This is a genomic window from Paenibacillus sp. R-74696 (assembly GCF_055814915.1).
Genome location: NZ_JBPULM010000017.1, coordinates 358,115 through 374,246, shown reverse-complemented (window position 1 = coordinate 374,246; position 16,132 = coordinate 358,115). Strand labels below are relative to the sequence as shown.

The 16,132-nt window shown below is 48.5% G+C and carries 14 protein-coding genes; 9 read left to right on the top strand and 5 right to left on the bottom strand.

Translation table 11 applies throughout. The features are described from left to right. The first annotated feature begins 96 nt into the window (after positions 1–96). Positions 97–1,455 (top strand): aminotransferase-like domain-containing protein, encoded by a 1,359-nt coding sequence (locus ACSR9A_RS04135; protein WP_473755810.1) that lies wholly within the window; start codon positions 97–99, stop codon positions 1,453–1,455. 78 nt (positions 1,456–1,533) lie between these two features. Here ACSR9A_RS04135 and ACSR9A_RS04130 read toward each other — a convergent pair whose 3' ends face one another. Beyond that, the gene (locus tag ACSR9A_RS04130) at positions 1,534–3,762 is read right to left on the bottom strand and encodes a heavy metal translocating P-type ATPase (protein ID WP_473755809.1); all 2,229 of its coding nucleotides are present in this window, start codon (positions 3,760–3,762) and stop codon (positions 1,534–1,536) included. Between the two features lie 196 nt (positions 3,763–3,958). Here ACSR9A_RS04130 and ACSR9A_RS04125 point away from each other — a divergent pair, with 196 nt between their 5' ends. The 4 genes from ACSR9A_RS04125 to thrS all read left to right on the top strand — a co-directional run bounded on the left by ACSR9A_RS04125 (position 3,959) and on the right by thrS (position 8,099). Next, positions 3,959–4,306, top strand: coding sequence for a hypothetical protein (locus ACSR9A_RS04125; protein WP_473755808.1), 348 nt, complete (start codon positions 3,959–3,961; stop codon positions 4,304–4,306). Positions 4,307–4,456: 150 nt separating this feature from the next. Further along, positions 4,457–5,665: an MFS transporter gene (locus ACSR9A_RS04120; RefSeq protein WP_473755807.1), complete on the top strand. Its 1,209-nt coding sequence runs from the start codon at positions 4,457–4,459 to the stop codon at positions 5,663–5,665. Between the two features lie 63 nt (positions 5,666–5,728). Continuing rightward, positions 5,729–5,938 carry a hypothetical protein gene (locus ACSR9A_RS04115; RefSeq protein ID WP_341277740.1) on the top strand — a complete coding sequence of 70 codons (210 nt, stop codon included), beginning with the start codon at positions 5,729–5,731 and terminating at the stop codon, positions 5,936–5,938. A 202-nt stretch (positions 5,939–6,140) separates the two neighbouring features. Then, positions 6,141–8,099, top strand: coding sequence for a threonine--tRNA ligase (gene thrS, locus ACSR9A_RS04110; RefSeq protein ID WP_473755806.1), 1,959 nt, complete (start codon positions 6,141–6,143; stop codon positions 8,097–8,099). A gap of 86 nt (positions 8,100–8,185) precedes the next feature. On the opposite strand, the gene ACSR9A_RS04105 is transcribed toward thrS, so the two are convergent. From ACSR9A_RS04105 to ACSR9A_RS04090, 4 genes are all read right to left on the bottom strand, one after another. Further along, positions 8,186–8,950 carry a MerR family transcriptional regulator gene (locus tag ACSR9A_RS04105; protein WP_473755805.1) on the bottom strand — a complete coding sequence of 255 codons (765 nt, stop codon included), beginning with the start codon at positions 8,948–8,950 and terminating at the stop codon, positions 8,186–8,188. A 153-nt stretch (positions 8,951–9,103) separates the two neighbouring features. After that, a complete protein-coding gene (locus tag ACSR9A_RS04100) occupies positions 9,104–9,595 on the bottom strand; it encodes a DedA family protein (protein WP_473755804.1) in 492 nt (163 codons plus the stop codon). Between the two features lie 7 nt (positions 9,596–9,602). Then, a complete protein-coding gene (gene pssA / locus ACSR9A_RS04095) occupies positions 9,603–10,127 on the bottom strand; it encodes a CDP-diacylglycerol--serine O-phosphatidyltransferase (RefSeq protein ID WP_473755803.1) in 525 nt (174 codons plus the stop codon). Between the two features lie 248 nt (positions 10,128–10,375). Next, positions 10,376–10,762: a DoxX family protein gene (locus ACSR9A_RS04090; protein WP_473755801.1), complete on the bottom strand. Its 387-nt coding sequence runs from the start codon at positions 10,760–10,762 to the stop codon at positions 10,376–10,378. A 182-nt stretch (positions 10,763–10,944) separates the two neighbouring features. Between ACSR9A_RS04090 and ACSR9A_RS04085 the strand changes: the two genes are divergently transcribed. The 4 genes from ACSR9A_RS04085 to ACSR9A_RS04070 all read left to right on the top strand — a co-directional run bounded on the left by ACSR9A_RS04085 (position 10,945) and on the right by ACSR9A_RS04070 (position 16,093). Then, complete coding sequence (locus ACSR9A_RS04085; RefSeq protein WP_473755800.1) at positions 10,945–11,937, top strand: Gfo/Idh/MocA family protein; 993 nt, start codon at positions 10,945–10,947, stop codon at positions 11,935–11,937. A gap of 218 nt (positions 11,938–12,155) precedes the next feature. Beyond that, positions 12,156–12,866, top strand: a complete 711-nt coding sequence (locus ACSR9A_RS04080) for a Crp/Fnr family transcriptional regulator (protein WP_473755799.1) — start codon at positions 12,156–12,158, stop codon at positions 12,864–12,866. Positions 12,867–13,150: 284 nt separating this feature from the next. Continuing rightward, the gene (locus tag ACSR9A_RS04075) at positions 13,151–14,218 is read left to right on the top strand and encodes a LacI family DNA-binding transcriptional regulator (protein WP_473755798.1); all 1,068 of its coding nucleotides are present in this window, start codon (positions 13,151–13,153) and stop codon (positions 14,216–14,218) included. 12 nt (positions 14,219–14,230) lie between these two features. Then, a complete protein-coding gene (locus ACSR9A_RS04070; RefSeq protein WP_473755797.1) occupies positions 14,231–16,093 on the top strand; it encodes a sensor histidine kinase in 1,863 nt (620 codons plus the stop codon). Positions 16,094–16,132 lie beyond the last annotated feature (39 nt).

Below are 16,132 nucleotides of genomic sequence, written 5' to 3'. Positions count from 1 at the left end.
GCACGATAGCTGATTTCGAGAACTGTATCAACACAGTTTGGCGATTTGCAGTATAATAATGGGAGAGTGAAGGCAGCAGGAGTAGGGAGGGGCATAATGAAAAAGTATTTTGCGATTTTGTCCGACATGGAACAGAAAATTCGTGATGGGCATTATCGTCCAGGCAGCAAGCTGGTGTCCGTTCGCAAAGCTGCGGAGCTGTACGACTGCAGTACAAATACAATTACCCGTGCATATGCGGAGCTGGAAAAGCGTCATGCCATCTATTCCATCCCGCAGAGCGGCTATTATGTCGTGGACAAGGATGGCAGCGGAAGCGAGCAAAGTGAAGACAGCATTCAAGGGGAGGGCATTGATTTTTCATCGGCATCACCTGATTTGTTTGTGTTTCCGTATTTGGACTTTCAGCATTGCTTGAATAAAGCTATTGATACGTACAAATATCATCTGTTTACATATGGCGATCCTCAAGGAATGGCAGAGCTTCGGGAAACGCTCGTCCGCCATTTGGCAAATGACCAGGTGTTTGCGAAAACCGAGCGGATTTTCGTGACATCAGGTGCTCAGCAGGCGCTGGAAATATTGGCGAAAATGCCGTTCCCAAATGGCAAGCACACCATTCTTGTCGAACAGCCCACGTACAATCTTTATTTGCGGTTTCTGGAATTTGAGCAGCTGCCGACAGCTGTTATAGCCCGCACCGCAGCAGGAATCAGCTTACAGGAGCTGGAGCGGATATTTAAGGGCGGGGATATTAAATTTTTCTACACAATGTCGCGTTATCATAATCCGCTTGGCACCTCTTATACCACCGAGGAACGGAAAGCAATAGCTGCATTGGCGAAAAAATATGATGTCTACATTGTCGAGGACGATTATATGGCAGATTTAGGTGTGGAACGGGGCTTTGATCCGATTTATAGCTATGATTTGACGGAGCATATCGTTTATTTGAAAAGCTTCTCGAAAATTATTTTTCCCGGCTTGCGTCTAGGGGCTGCTGTATTGCCGGAGCAGCTCATTGAAACATTCTACCGCTATAAAAAATACGGTGATACGTCATTCCTCTCACAAGCGGCTCTGGACATTTATATTAAAAATGGGATGTATGAACGCCATAAGCACGCCATAAGCAGCCTGTACACCTCACGAATGCTGGCGCTGAACGAAGCGCTAGAGCGGCATAACGGAGCAGGGCTTATTCAAGCTTCGGGTGTGAGCTCGGGCATCTATACCCAATATAAACTGCCTATTACCGTCAATATGGAGCAGCTGATGGAACGGCTATCGGGCAGACATATTCGGGCTGTTGACGGGAAAGGCTTCTATTTGCCAGAATATCTGGAGCGGGAAAAGTTTTTGCGAATCAGCATCTCCCGGGCAAGCGAGGGGCAAATCGATGAGGGCATTGCGGGTATTGTGGAGGAAGTAAAGCGGGCTAATCATTTTTATTAACAAAAGCAGAGGAGCTGGCATCACGAGCCCGTTCCTCTGCTTTTTTATGGCCCAGCAATCAACAACTTAATCTCGTCCCTACTTTATCGGCTTGCTCCGATTTAAAACCGGTCCATAAGCTTTGCGCAGCGGAATAAGAATCGTCAAGCTGACCAAGGTGACAAAAATGGTGGCGCCCATATCGGATAAAATGGCGATCCATAGCGTGAGCCAGCCTGGTATGGTCAGCAGCAGTGCCAGCACCTTAAGCCCAAGTGAAACCGCAATGTTAAAGCGAATGACCCGGTTTACCTGTTTGGCAACAGAAATAGCCTCGGGCAGCTTGCCCAAATGATCCTGCATGAGCACAATGTCCGCCGTTTCAATGGCGCTGTCTGTGCCCTTGCCCATGGCAATGCCAAGCTGGGCAGATGCGAGGGCTGGGGCATCATTGATACCGTCACCGATCATGGCGACTTGGCCGCTTTCCGCAAGCTCTTTAATACGTGCTACTTTATCTTCCGGGAGCAGACCTGCGTAGAAAGAAGAGACTCCAACGGCCGAAGCCACTTTTTCGGCTGTTTTTTGGTGATCGCCCGTCAGCATGACGGTGCGTTTAATGCCCTGCTGATGAAGTGCAGCGATGACTGCGTGGCTTTCCTCACGAATTTCATCCGCAATTCCGAACAAGCCAAGTACTTGCTCAGCATCGGCAACAATAACGAGCGTGAGGCCGGCTGCCTTCATTTGTTCAATATTTTGGCTCACCTGACCCGGGAAGGTTAAATGCGCGATGCTCTTTTCATTTCCGAGCCAGTAGCGTTCGCCATTTATGACAGCTTCCATTCCACGGCCGGCAACATTTATCATTTCCTCTGGCTCAGGCAAGCTGACCCCAGTGTCTTGCACGGCCTTCATAACCGCTTTGGCGAGCGGATGGGAGGAGGAGCGTTCCATCGCGCCGGCTACCTTATAGAAAAGTGTCTCCACATAAACCTCTGCCTTTACGACATGCGGCTCTCCTTTGGTTAAAGTGCCTGTTTTATCAAAGGCAATCGTATCGATTTTTCCAAGCTGCTCCAAATATACGCCGCCTTTAATCAAAATGCCGTTGCGCGCATTGCGCGTAATGCCCGAAACGATGGCGATTGGCGAAGAAAGAATGAGGGCGCATGGGCAGCCGACAATAAGCACAGAAAGGCCTTGATAAAGCCATTTCGTCCAATCCCCTTGAAGCAGTAGAGGAGGGAGCAGGGCAACAAGCAAAGCAATCGCCATAATAAGCGGTGTATAATATTTGGCGAATTTATTAATAAACAGCTCGGTTGGCGTCTTTGTTTCCTGAGCTTCTTCTACCAAATGCAAAATCTTCGCTAGCGAGGAATCTTCATAGGCTTTATCAATCCGGATGACCAGTACACCTTCATTGTTGATGCTGCCGCCAAATACGGCATCCCCGACCGCTTTGTCAACGGGAAGCGATTCACCAGTAAGGGCAGCTTCATTAACCGAGCTTTTCCCTTCCGTGACGGCACCATCCGAAGGGATTTTCTCGCCCGGCTTGACGCGTACGATGTCTTGCGCCTTTAGCGAGGTAATGGGAATAACAAGCTCCTTGCCATCCATAAGCTTGGTCGCTTCCTTCGGCGCTACTTGCAGCAGCATCTCCATTGACCGTCGTGCCTTCTCCATGCCATAGCCTTCCAGCCATTCATTGACACCGAACAACACGGCGACGAGCGTTGCTTCCTTCCATTCACCGATGGCAATGGCGCCAACAAGCGCAATTGTCATGAGTGTATCAATATTGAATTTTAGCTTGAACAGATTGCGCAGTCCGCGCCAGAAGGTCGTAAAACCGCTGATCGCAATAGCTGCCAAATATAGGGCAATTAACAGTGGAGCGCTCAGTGTTTGCTCCAGCAGCAGCGCTCCCCCATAGATCACACCGGATGCAATCAGCAGCTTCAGCATACGGGAGTTTCCGCCTTCATGGCTATGTTCATACCCATGGTCGCTATGCGAATGGGCATCATGCCCGTGGCAATGACCGTCCTGGCAAGCGTGGTCATGATTCGAATGACCATGAGGATCGGCGCTAGGGGCTGAGCCTTTAGCGACAGCGGGAGCAGAAAGCTTTTCTAAATAAGCGCCTTCTGACTTCAAAATTTGCTCAACCTTCTGCATCGAAATTTGTTCATTGACGAGCAGCTTGCCCGAATTATAGCTGAGCTTGGCATCTTCGCCAAACGTCAATTTTTGAATTTCTGTTTCCATCGTATGGGCGCAATGGCCGCAGGTAAGACCTTTTACACGATATTCAACCATGGTTCAGCCCTCTTTCGTAGCAATGTATGAATAAGTGCTCATATATAAATAATATGCCTCGATGACAGCATCTGTCAAACCTATCTTTGCCAATTTGCTTCGGAAACATGAGGCAAGGCGCTTAAAAGCAGATTATGCAAGACATGGAGCAGCGTGTCTAATGCATATAAATAGGGAGTAGAAGGAGCGTGATGATATGTTCGAGAAGGTGAAGAAATATTACCAGCTCAAGCAGAAGCAGAAGGAAACGGAGCAGGAGCTCGCCGGCTTGCGAACAGAAATATTAGCTTATTGTGCGGAGCAGGAAGCAGCTGAGTTGACTGTAGGGCGCTATAAAGTAAAAATTGTCGCACAGGAGAGGCGGGAATATGATGAGACGAAGCTGCTTGCAGCCCTTCCAGAGCCTGATGCCTGGCGCCTCGTATCCAAAGTGGATCCATCAAAGGTATCGAGCTTGCTGCAGCTAAACATCATAAGCGAAACCAGTTTGCAAGGCACCTTTACAACGAAAAAAATCTCCTTATTGCAAGTTGATAAACTATAATTTTTAAAATTTATCTTGATTAATGGATCGAATAAAAATCCGTTTAGCGGTATTTAGAATCCGTTTTAAGGTAGCCGCCGTTTTCACAATGGATTACGCTTTAAACAGAGCAGCACTAAAAAAACAGCTGCAAAGGGAGAAGTGGTGAAAGTGGTACGAATAAGATTTAGCATATTTTTTAGTGTTTTTGTGGCCATGGTCGGATTAATGATCATAGCTCCTGTCATGCCGCCGCTTATCCGCGAATTGGGGCTAAGCGAGACACATTCAGGCCTAATTATTTCCTTAGGCTCTATTGCCATGGCTGTGATGGCCCCGGTATGGGGGAGAAGAAGCGATCTGTTAGGGCGTAAGCCTGTCATTTTAATCGGATTTTTAGGCATGTTTGTCAGCTATATTCTGTTCACGCTCGTTATGTATGCCGGGCTTTCAAAATGGATAAACGGAACGCTGCTAGTTGTGCTGCTGATTGTGGCGCGCGCGATGGTCGGTCTATTTATCCCAGCCGTACCTTCGTCGGCCCAAGCCTATATGGCGGATGTAACCGATGAAAAGGGACGTTCTGCTGGAATGGCCTTAATTGGGGCTGCCAATGGGCTGGGTCTGGTGCTCGGACCAGCGATTGCGGGGATTTTTGTCCTGATCGGACTGATGTGGCCGCTATATATCGGTGCCGCGCTGCCACTCATTGCATTTGTTGTCGTCCTCTTGTTAATACCGGCTCATAAACCTGTCATTCGAGCGAAGCCGCCCAAAGTTAATCCGTTCGACAAAGGGCTTCGTCTCTATTTGTTTGCTGGACTTGCCACGATGCTGAGCATCGTCACTTTGCAAGTCATTGGCGGCTTTTATTTTCAGGATCAGCTCGCTTTGTCGACGCAGGAAACCGCCCGCATGGTATCGCTTGGCCTTATATTTAGTGGAGTCGCGATGATTATTACCCAAGGGCTGCAGATGAAAAATTCGAAATGGCAGCCAAAGCCGCTCATCCTTGCTGGCGCTTTGCTTGTGCTTGTCAGTATGACTATTTTTCTATTTGCTATGAGCTTCATCGGTTTTTATACGGCCTTCTTTATCTTCGGGATCGGTGCGGGATTGATGATGCCGGGCTTTATGGCGGGAGCTTCCCTTGCTGTTGCGCCAGAGCAGCAGGGAGGCGTCGCGGGTATGATTGCATCGGTGCAGGGCTTGTCCGCTGTGATCGCTCCTATCCTGAGCACGACCTTATATCAGGTGGATAAACACCTTCCTTTTGTCGCTGTTGCCGCGATTGTGCTCATCATGGGCCTAACATTGCTTTCCGGGAAAAATAAAGTCAATGCCGTACAGCCCATTACTGAAAAACATTTTTCTGCTTGACTTTTTAAATGCGGCAGTCGTAATATAATACCTACATCTTCATAATCGGCATTGACCAAAGACATGATTCCAATTCCGGACCGCCCAGAGAGAGAAGCGATTGCTGCAAGCTTCTTCGGATACCGGATATGGTTTTACCCCTTTGCAGCCGTGCTGCTGAACCCGCTCCCTTGTGCGAAAGTAAGCTTCACCGCTTTATCCGCGATAACGGATACCAATAAGGGCCTTTTATTCAGGGTGCTGCAGCAAGGGCTGCGGCAGACTGGCGATTAGGTCGAATAAGGGTGGAACCACGAGCTGAACGCACTCGTCCCTTTCCGGGATAGAGGCGTTTTTTTTGCGTTCCTAAGGTGAAACGGCTACCGCCGTCCTTTGGCGGCGCAGCGCGTTTCATTCCGAGAAATATAAGCCTATTTATAAGTGCAAAACTTATAAATTCTTATATTTTAAATGAGCAGAGGTGGAGGCACAAACGATGGAAAAACAGAGCGAATATCTAAATCACATTCAAATCAAGCTGCCGGATGGCGCAATCAGAAGGTGCCCGGCCGGCATAACAATTGAACAATTGGCGGAAGCGATCAGCCCAGGGCTGCGAAAAAAGGCTATCGCTGGCAAAATCAATGGCGAGGCCGTTGATTTAAGCCGTTCCATTGAGGCAGATAGCGACGTGGAAATTATTATTTTGGACAGTCCGGAGGGGCTGGAAATTTACCGCCACAGTACAGCGCATCTTTTGGCGCAGGCCTTGAAGCGGCTGTATGGCAAGCAAGAAGTCCAGCTCGGAATTGGCCCTGTCATAGGCGACGGTTTTTACTACGATATTGCCATTGCAAGCCCGCTGCCGAATGAACAGCTCGCCGTCATTGAGCAGGAGATGGCCCGGATCGCGGAGCAAAATCTGCCAATCATCCGCCGTGTCGTCAGCCGGGAGGAAGCGCTGCAGCTATTTGCACAGCTAGAGGAGCCGCTTAAAGTTGAGCTGATTCAAGCTTTGCCGGCAAATGCCGTTATTTCGCTTTATGAACAAGGCGAATTTATTGATTTATGCCGTGGGCCGCATTTGCCCGCAACAGGCTGGCTTAAGGCGTTCAAGCTGCTGCACACAGCGGGCGCCTACTGGCGTGGCGATTCGAATAACCAAGTGCTGCAGCGCATTTACGGAACAGCCTTTCCGAAAAACAAGCAGCTGGAGGAGCATCTCCACATGCTTGAAGAAGCGAAAAAGCGCGATCACCGCAAGCTGGGCAAGGAGCTGGGCCTGTTCATGTTTTCGGAGGAAGCGCCCGGCATGCCGTTTTATTTGCCAAATGGCATGATTATACGCAACGAGCTGGAAGAGCTGGAACGCGGGCTGCATCGCGAGCGCGCCTATGATGAGGTTCGTACACCGCTAATGCTCAACAATCGGCTATGGGAACAGTCCGGTCATTGGGAGCACTACAAAGACAATATGTATTTTACAAATGTCGATGATGCGGTATTTGCCCTCAAACCGATGAATTGCCCGGGACATATGCTCGTATTCAAAAATGAGCTTCGCTCCTACAGGGATTTGCCGATCCGCCTTGCCGAGTATGGACAGGTGCATCGCCATGAGTTTTCAGGAGCGCTAAATGGCATGATGCGGGTGCGGACGTTTTGTCAGGATGATGCGCATTTATTCGTCAGACCCGATCAAATCGAGGAGGAAATCGCCAAAGTAATGGCGCTCATTGATCATATTTATTCGATCTTTGGCTTCACATATCGGGTGGAGCTGTCCACAAGACCGGCCGATTCCATGGGCTCTGCACAATTGTGGGATCAAGCAGAGGAAGCACTCAAAAATGTGCTGGTCCAGCAAAATGTCCCATTTATGCTTAATGAGGGGGACGGCGCGTTTTATGGACCGAAAATCGACTTCCATATTCGCGATGCGCTTGGCCGCAGCTGGCAATGCGGAACCATTCAGCTTGATTTTCAAATGCCTGAAAAGTTTGATTTGACTTACATCGGCGAGGATGGCGGGAAGCATCGTCCTGTCGTCATCCATCGCGCTGTATATGGCTCCATTGACCGTTTCATGGGCATTTTGACAGAGCATTTCAGCGGCGCATTTCCGCTGTGGCTGGCGCCCGTTCAAGTGAAGCTGCTGCCTGTTTCAAGCGTGCATTTGGATTATGCCATGCAAGTCAAGCAACAGCTTCTGAAAGCAGGCCTTCGTGTGCAAGTCGATGCTCGCAGCGAAAAGCTTGGCTACAAAATTCGGGAGGCGCAGCTGGCGAAGGTGCCTTATACACTCGTAATCGGGGATCAGGAGGCGAGCGAAGGGACGGTTTCGGTTCGCAGACGCGGCGTGAATGAGCAGCAGGGGATGTCCATCGCACAGCTAGTGGAGTTGCTTTCCCGGCAAGTTGCAGCTAAAGAGCTGAACGCTAACGAGAGCGTATAGCGGACAAAAAGGAAAGTGGAAAGAGCGAACGGACGAAAGGACGGCACAATGGCTTAATAGCCTGGATGCCGTCCTTTTTTTGTGGATTAAGAGGATGTCCCTGTGTAAACGAGCACCGCATCGCGTAAAAATGCAGCAGAACCGGGCTGCTTCTTATCGTAATAGGCAGTGAAGCGCTCATCAGCAACGTACATTTGGGCAACGCCGGCATGTGCTTCCTTCGAGTAACTGCCCCAGTAAAAGCTCAGCCATTGCTTGTGCAAATCAGCTGCTTTCTGTGCCAGCTCGCCAGCAGGATCACCAGTCAAGAAGGCTAACGCCAGCGTCGTCAACACCTCTTCGCCGAGCTTTTCTACTTCAGCATACTGTGCTTCCGTCATATTTTTAATGGCATGGTTTGAACGGTTGACAGCTTCCTCTCCATATTTTGCCCTGATTTCTTTGCCGTATTTTGCTTCATTATCATCCAGCATTTGCTGCTTGAAGCCTGCAAACTTTTCCTTATCCTTCATCGTTTGTTTTCCTTCCTTCTGCAATAATGTTTGATCAAGATTGGCAATGAGCAGATCAAGCTGCTGCCTGCGCTCCAGCAGCTTGCTGCGATGCTCCCGCAAGGCCGCATGAACGTCAAAATCAGGCGACGTAATCATCGCTTTAATTTCCTCCAAGCTGACGCCAAGCTCCTTGTAAAATAAAATTTGCTGGAGGAGATCAACCTCGTGCTGCCCATAAATCCGGTACCCCGAAGAGTTGATGCGAGCTGGCTTCAATATTCCGATTTCATCGTAATAACGCAGTGTTCTCGTACTTACGCCAGCCAAATAACCTAGCTTCTGAATGGTGTATTCCATATGCTCACCTCCTGACAAATTTATCGTACACCTTAACGGCGCGTGAAGGTCAACCGTTATTTTTTCAGCAGCCGAAAAGCCCCATCCGAAGAGAACGCTCTTCTTCTGGGGCTTATTGGTTTCATTTATTTTAAATTGAAATTTAATTTTGATTTAAAATTTAATGCTGGCGCCGAGAAAATAGCCGATTGTAACAAAGATAAGCACCCATGTAAGGGAGCCGAGGCTCATAATGAGCAAATATTTGCGGAAAGGCATGGATGTAATGCCAGAAATGTAGCTGGTCATGCTCCTTACACCGGGAATGAAATAGCCGAAAAACAACGTCCATAGGCCAAAACGGGCAAACCAGCCCTTTACCTTTTCAAAACGCTTTGTTGTGAGGCCGACCCACTTGCCATGCTTGTCGATTAAAGGCTGTCCGAATGTTTTGCCTAGGGTGTAGCTTAAAAGCATGCCCGTTATGGCCCCCATGAAGCTGACTAGCAAAGAAACCGAATAATTCAACACCATAATCGAGGATAAATAGCCGATGAATAACATTAATAATTCGTCTGGAACCGGAAGCCCAATAATGCCGAGAGCGAGCAGTCCAAAGACGGCGTAATAACCATACTGAGAAATCATTTCTATAGCAAAAGTCATAACCGTCTCACTTCCTTGCGTAGTCTTTTTTGAAAGCGGGAAATGGGATTCGGCTGACCATTAAGATAGAGAGCAGACCCATTAAGGCGAGAGCGGCAGCAGGCTTCATTTGACTATTTAAAATAGGAGCAAGTGCCAAAATGACCCCAGCCGCAGTAATCGGCAGACCAACAAAACCTTTCACTTGGCCCTTTATATTGAATCTTGCCAGACGCAGCGCGCCGCAAGCTAAAAATAGTACAGCGGCAATCGGTCCTAGCCACAAAGAATCTTCCAGCTTGTACAGCAGAACCAGAAATACAGGTGCAATTCCGAAGGAGACCAGATCAGCCAGCGAGTCCAGCTGTTTGCCGAAGTCACTCGTACAATGAAGCCATCTGGCAAGCAGACCATCGAGTACATCCCATAAAGCTGCCGTCATCACCATAGCGAGCGCAAGCTTATACTCGCCTTTTATCGTAAAAAGTAAGGACAAGGTCCCCGCTCCCAAATTCAATAGCGTACAGAGGGAGGGCAGCCAGTTTTTATTCATGTCAATCAGCCCCTTGATGAATGAAATCTTTTTTACTTACAGGATAACAATGTAACAGGCGGCTGTGACTTCCATGTGTCCACTTGTCCTTATAGGTATATCTTTAACGACAAAATCCCCGTTAATTCACTTTTTTAAATGATAAAGTTAAATTTTATTTTTGATTTCCATCCAAAAGAAAATCGCCCGCTTCTCTATATGTACAGGGAAGTGGGCGATGAATATAATCATTTATAATTTGAACTATTTTACATTAATGAAAAAGCGCCTCCACCAGCAAGTGCAACACCAAGCAGCGAAGCAATCATCACTAAATTGTACTCAAAACCTCCGTTAACTGACCAGAGCCCTTTGCTGCCGTGAACTTTAATGATGGCAACTATCATCGTCAAAATCAGCAATATAGCCCCCGCAACTACCGATAGACCCGAAGCAAATAATAGACCTCCGATCAGCTCGGCAAGTCCAGCGCATACGACCATCGCTGCTCCGGGACGAAGGCCAATCGCTTCAAAAAAGCCAGCCGCACCCTGGATGCCTTCGCCGCCAAACCAGCCGAACAGCTTCTTGCAGCCATGGCCAATCATAAGGAGTCCAATAACTAATCGAATAATTAATAACCCTAAATCTAACATTTATTATTCATCCTTTCTCATTATCGCATTCCGTTGCACTCGTTCTAAGAAGCAATCATACTGAACTCTGATTTTTAAGTCAATATAGTACAAAAAAATAATTTATTTTCACTATTGGCTTGTATCAGAGCATGGAAATATGCTAATGTCGTTGTCGATATGATGAACAGGAGCGATAAGAGATGAGCCAAGCAAAACTTTGTTTTATCGGTGCAGGCTTTCATGCCTCCACAAATATTTTTCCGTCCGCAGTAGAAGCAGGAGCTGAGATTGTAGCGGTCTCCACCCGCAGCCTTGATCGTTCGCAAGCGGCATTGACCCGCTTCGGCAGCAGCGGCACGCCGTATGACGACTATATGCAAATGCTGCAAAAGGAAAAGTGCGACGGTGTTGTTGTGGTAGCCCAGCCAGGCGATCAAACGCAAATCGTCATGGACTGCATTAAAGCTGGTAAACATGTATTTGTCGACAAACCGCTCGGCTGGACTGCCGAGGAAGCGGCAGCCATTGCGGAAGCAGCTGAGGAGGCCGGTGTTGTGCTGATGGTTGGCTTTATGAAGCGTTATGCCCCCGTATACTTGAAGCTCAAAGAGCTGATTGAGTCGGGCGAGCTTGGAGCCGCACGCTCGTTCCAAATTCGTTTTGCCTGCGATAGTACAGGCTTTAGCAAAACGGAGGAGCAATTCCTGAAGCTGGCTGCAATCCATCTCGTCGATCTTATGCGCGGCTTGTTTGGCGAAGTGGCGCAGGTTGCAGGCTTTAACAACAATTTGGGCGAAAATATTTCCCAGTCGTTTTCCTTGAAATTTGAGAACGGCATTTCCGGCAGCGTCTATTTTGCTGGCATGACTGCTTGGTCGAGCGAAAGTGAAAGCGTGCTGGTCACTTTTGATAATGGCCATGTCGCAGCCGAAGATTCCAAAAAGCTGTCGATCCACAAATCGCCTTTGCCCGGCTCCTCGTCGTTTCAGACGCTATCCGAGGAAACAACGGTGCTGACACCGCCAGCTTCCACGATGTCCGGATGCTTAGGCGACCTTTACGCACGCGGCTTTATCGGTGAAATGGCCCATTTCATCGCTTGCAGCAAGCAGAAGTTGACGCCGAATTCGAGCGGACGCGACAATATTGGCACAATGGATTTATGCGACCGCATTTTGGACGCGCTGAACTAGCCAGCTTCAACCTACGTCTGAAATGTTTTAGAAAGCCAAAGCTGCGATAATTCGCGGCTTTTTTGCTGTCTTATTGCTATGTGGATCGCGGCAATCGGTATCAAAGTGTATGACGGCCGCAAAAACTTTGCCAAAACGGACTTATGTCCTTTTTAAAAGAGTAAAATAGGTTTACATTAGAGTAACTGAGGACGAGCGATAGCAAAGAGGGTGCCATATTGCGTACAGAATCCATTGAGCGGATTATTCAGGGACATGGCTGGCTGAAGGAAATGTTTGACGAGCTTCCGGAGCAGGTGCAGAATTGCTGGGAGGTGCGTTACTTTCATCCGGGCGAGACGGTATGCGATCAAGGCGGAGACATGGTTTATGTGTATATTTTGATTGCTGGCGAACTTGCCGTAGAACGAAAGCTGTCCGACGGAAAAATGTTCCGGCTAGCTATGCTGCTGCCAGGAGACGTCATCGGCGATATCGAGATTAGCCTGAGTATGCCGTTTATTAATCAGGTGGAGACGACACGCGAGTCTACGCTGCTTGCCATCGACAAGCAGCGCTTCAAAAAATGGGTCATCAACAGTCCCGCTTTTTTGCGCCGGTTGAATGACCAGCTAGCGAACAAGCTGTTCCAGCAGGGGAGAAAAACGCTAGAAAACAGCTTTTATTCGATGCAGCAGAAGCTGCTTGCTTATTTTTATGAGGCATTGCGTCATGCTGATTTTCAGGAAAAGCCGGTGTATGAGCTCATCGCCACCCGTGAGGAAATTGCGCGCCAGCTTGGCGTGGCGGTTCGGAGCGTGAATCGGATTATGAAAATACTTAAAGACGAGAAACTATTCGTCGTAAAAAAAGGGAGGCTGCTGTTTACCCAGCAAAGCCAGCAGTGGATTGAGCAGAAGCTGAACAGCAGCCACCAAGCGACTTTTTAATGGCAGTATTGCTTCGCCATCTCATCCTTAAAAATGCTTATACCAATAAGCTAGCAATTAGACCAGCGCACGACGTGTTTCTTCTATATATAATAGATATCTGCTGAGAGTCCGAATTTACCATTTATAATCTGTAGAAAGATTCGCTGCTGAAGCGGGTCTTTTTTTATTTTCCAAACAAGCTTTTCATAAGTTTATTCATATGCTAATGTTAGCTTATAAAAGTTTTAAGAAACCTAACAAAACTAACTAGATACCTTATTTTAATGAAAGGATGTGCAGCTATGGCTAATAAAGTGACGATGCAGCAAATTGCTGACTATTTAAATGTTTCAAAATTCGCTGTTTCTAAAGCGCTTTCAGGTAAGCCGGGAGTTAGTGCGGAGACGCGAGAGAAAATTGTCAGTGTCGCCACGCAGCTCGGCTATTTTGCCGGACAGAAGCTCAAAGCTCCTTCCGCGAGCTTAAGCGGGGATAAAGCAAGCGAGCGTCAAACTCGCGATACGGTGATTTTGCTTGTGCCGAATGTGAGATACCAGACGAGAGACTCTTTTTTCTGGGGCAAAATTATGGATGGTATTACGATGGAGCTGGAAGAGCGGGAAATTGGCACGATGATGATTACCGAGCAGTTTAAAAATCATTTCGCGCAGTTTATTAACCCGAGCAGCATTCGCGGCATTATCGGCGTCGGCCTAATTTCCTCGCAAATGCTGCTGGAAATCCGCAGTTTAGGCATTCCTTTCGTGCTGGTGGATCATGAAGATCCGCTCATTCCATCGGATACGCTTTTTATGAACAATATGGAGTGCATGCGCCGCGTGACTAATTATTTGATTGGCTGTGGTCATCGCAAGCTGCAATTTGTTGGCAACACCCACTTTTCGCGCAGCTTTCTAGACCGTTTTCTCGGGTATAGCTCCATGCTGGAGGAGCATGGGCTTGTACAAGCGCAGGAATCGGCACTATTGACGTTTGAAGGGAATAACCGCTCGGAAATAACAGAGGCGCTGGAGCTGATTGTGAAAAAAATGGTGGAGGAAGCAGCGCTGCCGACTGCCTTCATTTGTGCAAATGATTCCATTGCGATATGCATGATGACGGTGCTTGCTAAATTAAATGTTGCCGTTCCAGGAGAATGCTCCGTTGTCGGCTTTGACAATATTGAGGATGCGGCTTGGTCAAAGCCTACTCTCAGCACCGTCGATGTGCAGAAGGAGGCTTTTGGACGCCGCGCCGTCGAAATGCTGCTGCGCCGGCTGGAGCATCCCGGTAGCCCACAAGAGAAAATTTTGCTGTCAGGCGATTTTGTCATGCGTGAATCGACTTCCAGCTCCATGACGCAAGCTTAAGGGGCGAAAGCTATGGGAGACTCAAAATTTTGGCTGCGGCGCTGGACGATTTTCCCCGCAACCCGCATGGAAGCGAAGCTGTTTATTGTGTTCGTGCTGCTGATCGTTATTCCGGTTGGTGGGCTGACGTATATTTCATCGCTGCGTTACACGAATACGATCGAGAAAAACACGGTTACCTATGCAGCGGAAATTTCTGACAAAATGGTCAGCAAGCTCGACGACTACACGAAGGATATGAAAAAAATATCAATCATACCTTCCTATCTCGGTGAAATTCAGGAGGGCCTTAAGCTCTCAAATCGATATTATTCGCAGGTGGAGGCCGAGACAGGCGGCGATCTGGACCAGTATTACGTTAAAAACATGCAGATGAAGGTGCAAATTCAGCGCAAAATCGAAAGCAGTATTTATTTTATGAACAATATTAAGGAAGGGGCCAGCAGCGTCTATTTGTTTGATGCGTATGGCAACCCCTATTATGTGATGAAAAGTGGAGGAGTCCGCGCCAATCTACCGGAGTTCTATAACCGCTGGCATGAAACCGCTGCTGCTGCAAATGGCAAGCCCGTACTGATCAGCACACAGGAGGTCAGCGGGGATGCCAATCGCAAACGGTATGTGTTCACGATTGTACGCAATATTATTGACAGCACCTACCACTCGATAGGCATGATTGCGGTTGATGCCAGCATTGAGGTCATTGAGAACGTTGTTAATGATTTGGATGAGACGACGAGAGGCACAACGCTCATTTTGGATGAGGCGGGTACCGTTATTTACGATAGCGAGCAGGCCTTTCTTGCTGAAAATTTATCCAGCGATGCACTGCTTCAGCAGGCAGAAGGGCAAAACGGCAGCTACATCGTCGATAAAAATGGCAAGGAGCAGCTGGTGATTTACCGTAAATCCGAGGAATCTGGCTGGCTCACGCTCATTCTCATTCCGAAGGAGCAGGTGGAGGCCGAGGCGATTCAGACCCGTAATTACACGGGGGCGGCAGCGATTGCCATTATGACGCTGGCTCTGCTTATATCGTTTGTGCTGATTTTTGCGCTGACGAAGCCGCTGCGCGAAATGGTGAAGCTGATGAAGCAGGTGCAGGCTGGTAATCTCGATGTTGCCTTTCCGGTACGTCGCCGTGATGAGGTCGGCATGCTAGGGAATGCCTTTAACCGCATGATGGCGAGAATCCAGCTGTTGATTGAAAATATTTACCGCATTGAGCAGCGTAAAAACCAGATTGAGCTGGAGAGCTTGCAGCGCCAGATTAATCCTCATTTTATATACAACACGCTGGAGTCGATTCGGATGACCGCTGTGCTGAACGATGATCCAGAGGCAGCCGAGATGGTTCAGCTTTTAGGGCAGCAGCTCAGGTACAGCATTCATGCCGGTGATGAAATGGTGACGGCGAGTCAGGAATTTGAGCATTTGCGCATGTATATGCGGTTGATCAACGACCGCTTCGGTGATCGGTACCAATTGGAGCTGCCTGAGGGAGAAACGGCCTCCAGCATACGGGTTATGAAGCTACAGTTTCAGCCTATTGTTGAAAATTCAGTCAACCACGCGTATGAGAATTCACGCGAGAGCGAGACGATGCTCATTAGCATAGGCTGGCGAATCGTTGGCAAAGAGCAATGGTTTACCGTTGCCGATGACGGCTGCGGCATGGATGAAGCGCAGCTGCTTCAGGTACGCAATGCCTTGTCTGCTGCCGAGCTGCCGGGTCCAAGCGGAAGAGGCATTGGCCTGCGCAATGTGCATGAGCGCTTGAAGCTGCGTTTTGGCGCCAGCTACGGCTTAACGATTGACAGCGAGCTGGGGAAGGGCACGCGGGTAACGATTCGGATGCCGCTGGATCAGGAATGAATACAGGAATGAAATACGCGGGGAAAAGGAAGGAGTGGC

Bases quoted from the DNA above. Each gene is read 5' to 3' on its own strand.
- ACSR9A_RS04135 (WP_473755810.1), top strand. From the start codon at position 97: ATGAAAAAGTATTTTGCGATTTTGTCCGACATGGAACAGAAAATTCGT.
- ACSR9A_RS04130 (WP_473755809.1), bottom strand. From the start codon at position 3,762: ATGGTTGAATATCGTGTAAAAGGTCTTACCTGCGGCCATTGCGCCCAT.
- ACSR9A_RS04125 (WP_473755808.1), top strand. From the start codon at position 3,959: ATGTTCGAGAAGGTGAAGAAATATTACCAGCTCAAGCAGAAGCAGAAG.
- ACSR9A_RS04115 (WP_341277740.1), top strand. From the start codon at position 5,729: ATGATTCCAATTCCGGACCGCCCAGAGAGAGAAGCGATTGCTGCAAGC.
- thrS (WP_473755806.1), top strand. From the start codon at position 6,141: ATGGAAAAACAGAGCGAATATCTAAATCACATTCAAATCAAGCTGCCG.
- ACSR9A_RS04105 (WP_473755805.1), bottom strand. From the start codon at position 8,950: ATGGAATACACCATTCAGAAGCTAGGTTATTTGGCTGGCGTAAGTACG.
- ACSR9A_RS04100 (WP_473755804.1), bottom strand. From the start codon at position 9,595: ATGACTTTTGCTATAGAAATGATTTCTCAGTATGGTTATTACGCCGTC.
- pssA (WP_473755803.1), bottom strand. From the start codon at position 10,127: ATGAATAAAAACTGGCTGCCCTCCCTCTGTACGCTATTGAATTTGGGA.
- ACSR9A_RS04090 (WP_473755801.1), bottom strand. From the start codon at position 10,762: ATGTTAGATTTAGGGTTATTAATTATTCGATTAGTTATTGGACTCCTT.
- ACSR9A_RS04085 (WP_473755800.1), top strand. From the start codon at position 10,945: ATGAGCCAAGCAAAACTTTGTTTTATCGGTGCAGGCTTTCATGCCTCC.
- ACSR9A_RS04075 (WP_473755798.1), top strand. From the start codon at position 13,151: ATGGCTAATAAAGTGACGATGCAGCAAATTGCTGACTATTTAAATGTT.
- ACSR9A_RS04070 (WP_473755797.1), top strand. From the start codon at position 14,231: ATGGGAGACTCAAAATTTTGGCTGCGGCGCTGGACGATTTTCCCCGCA.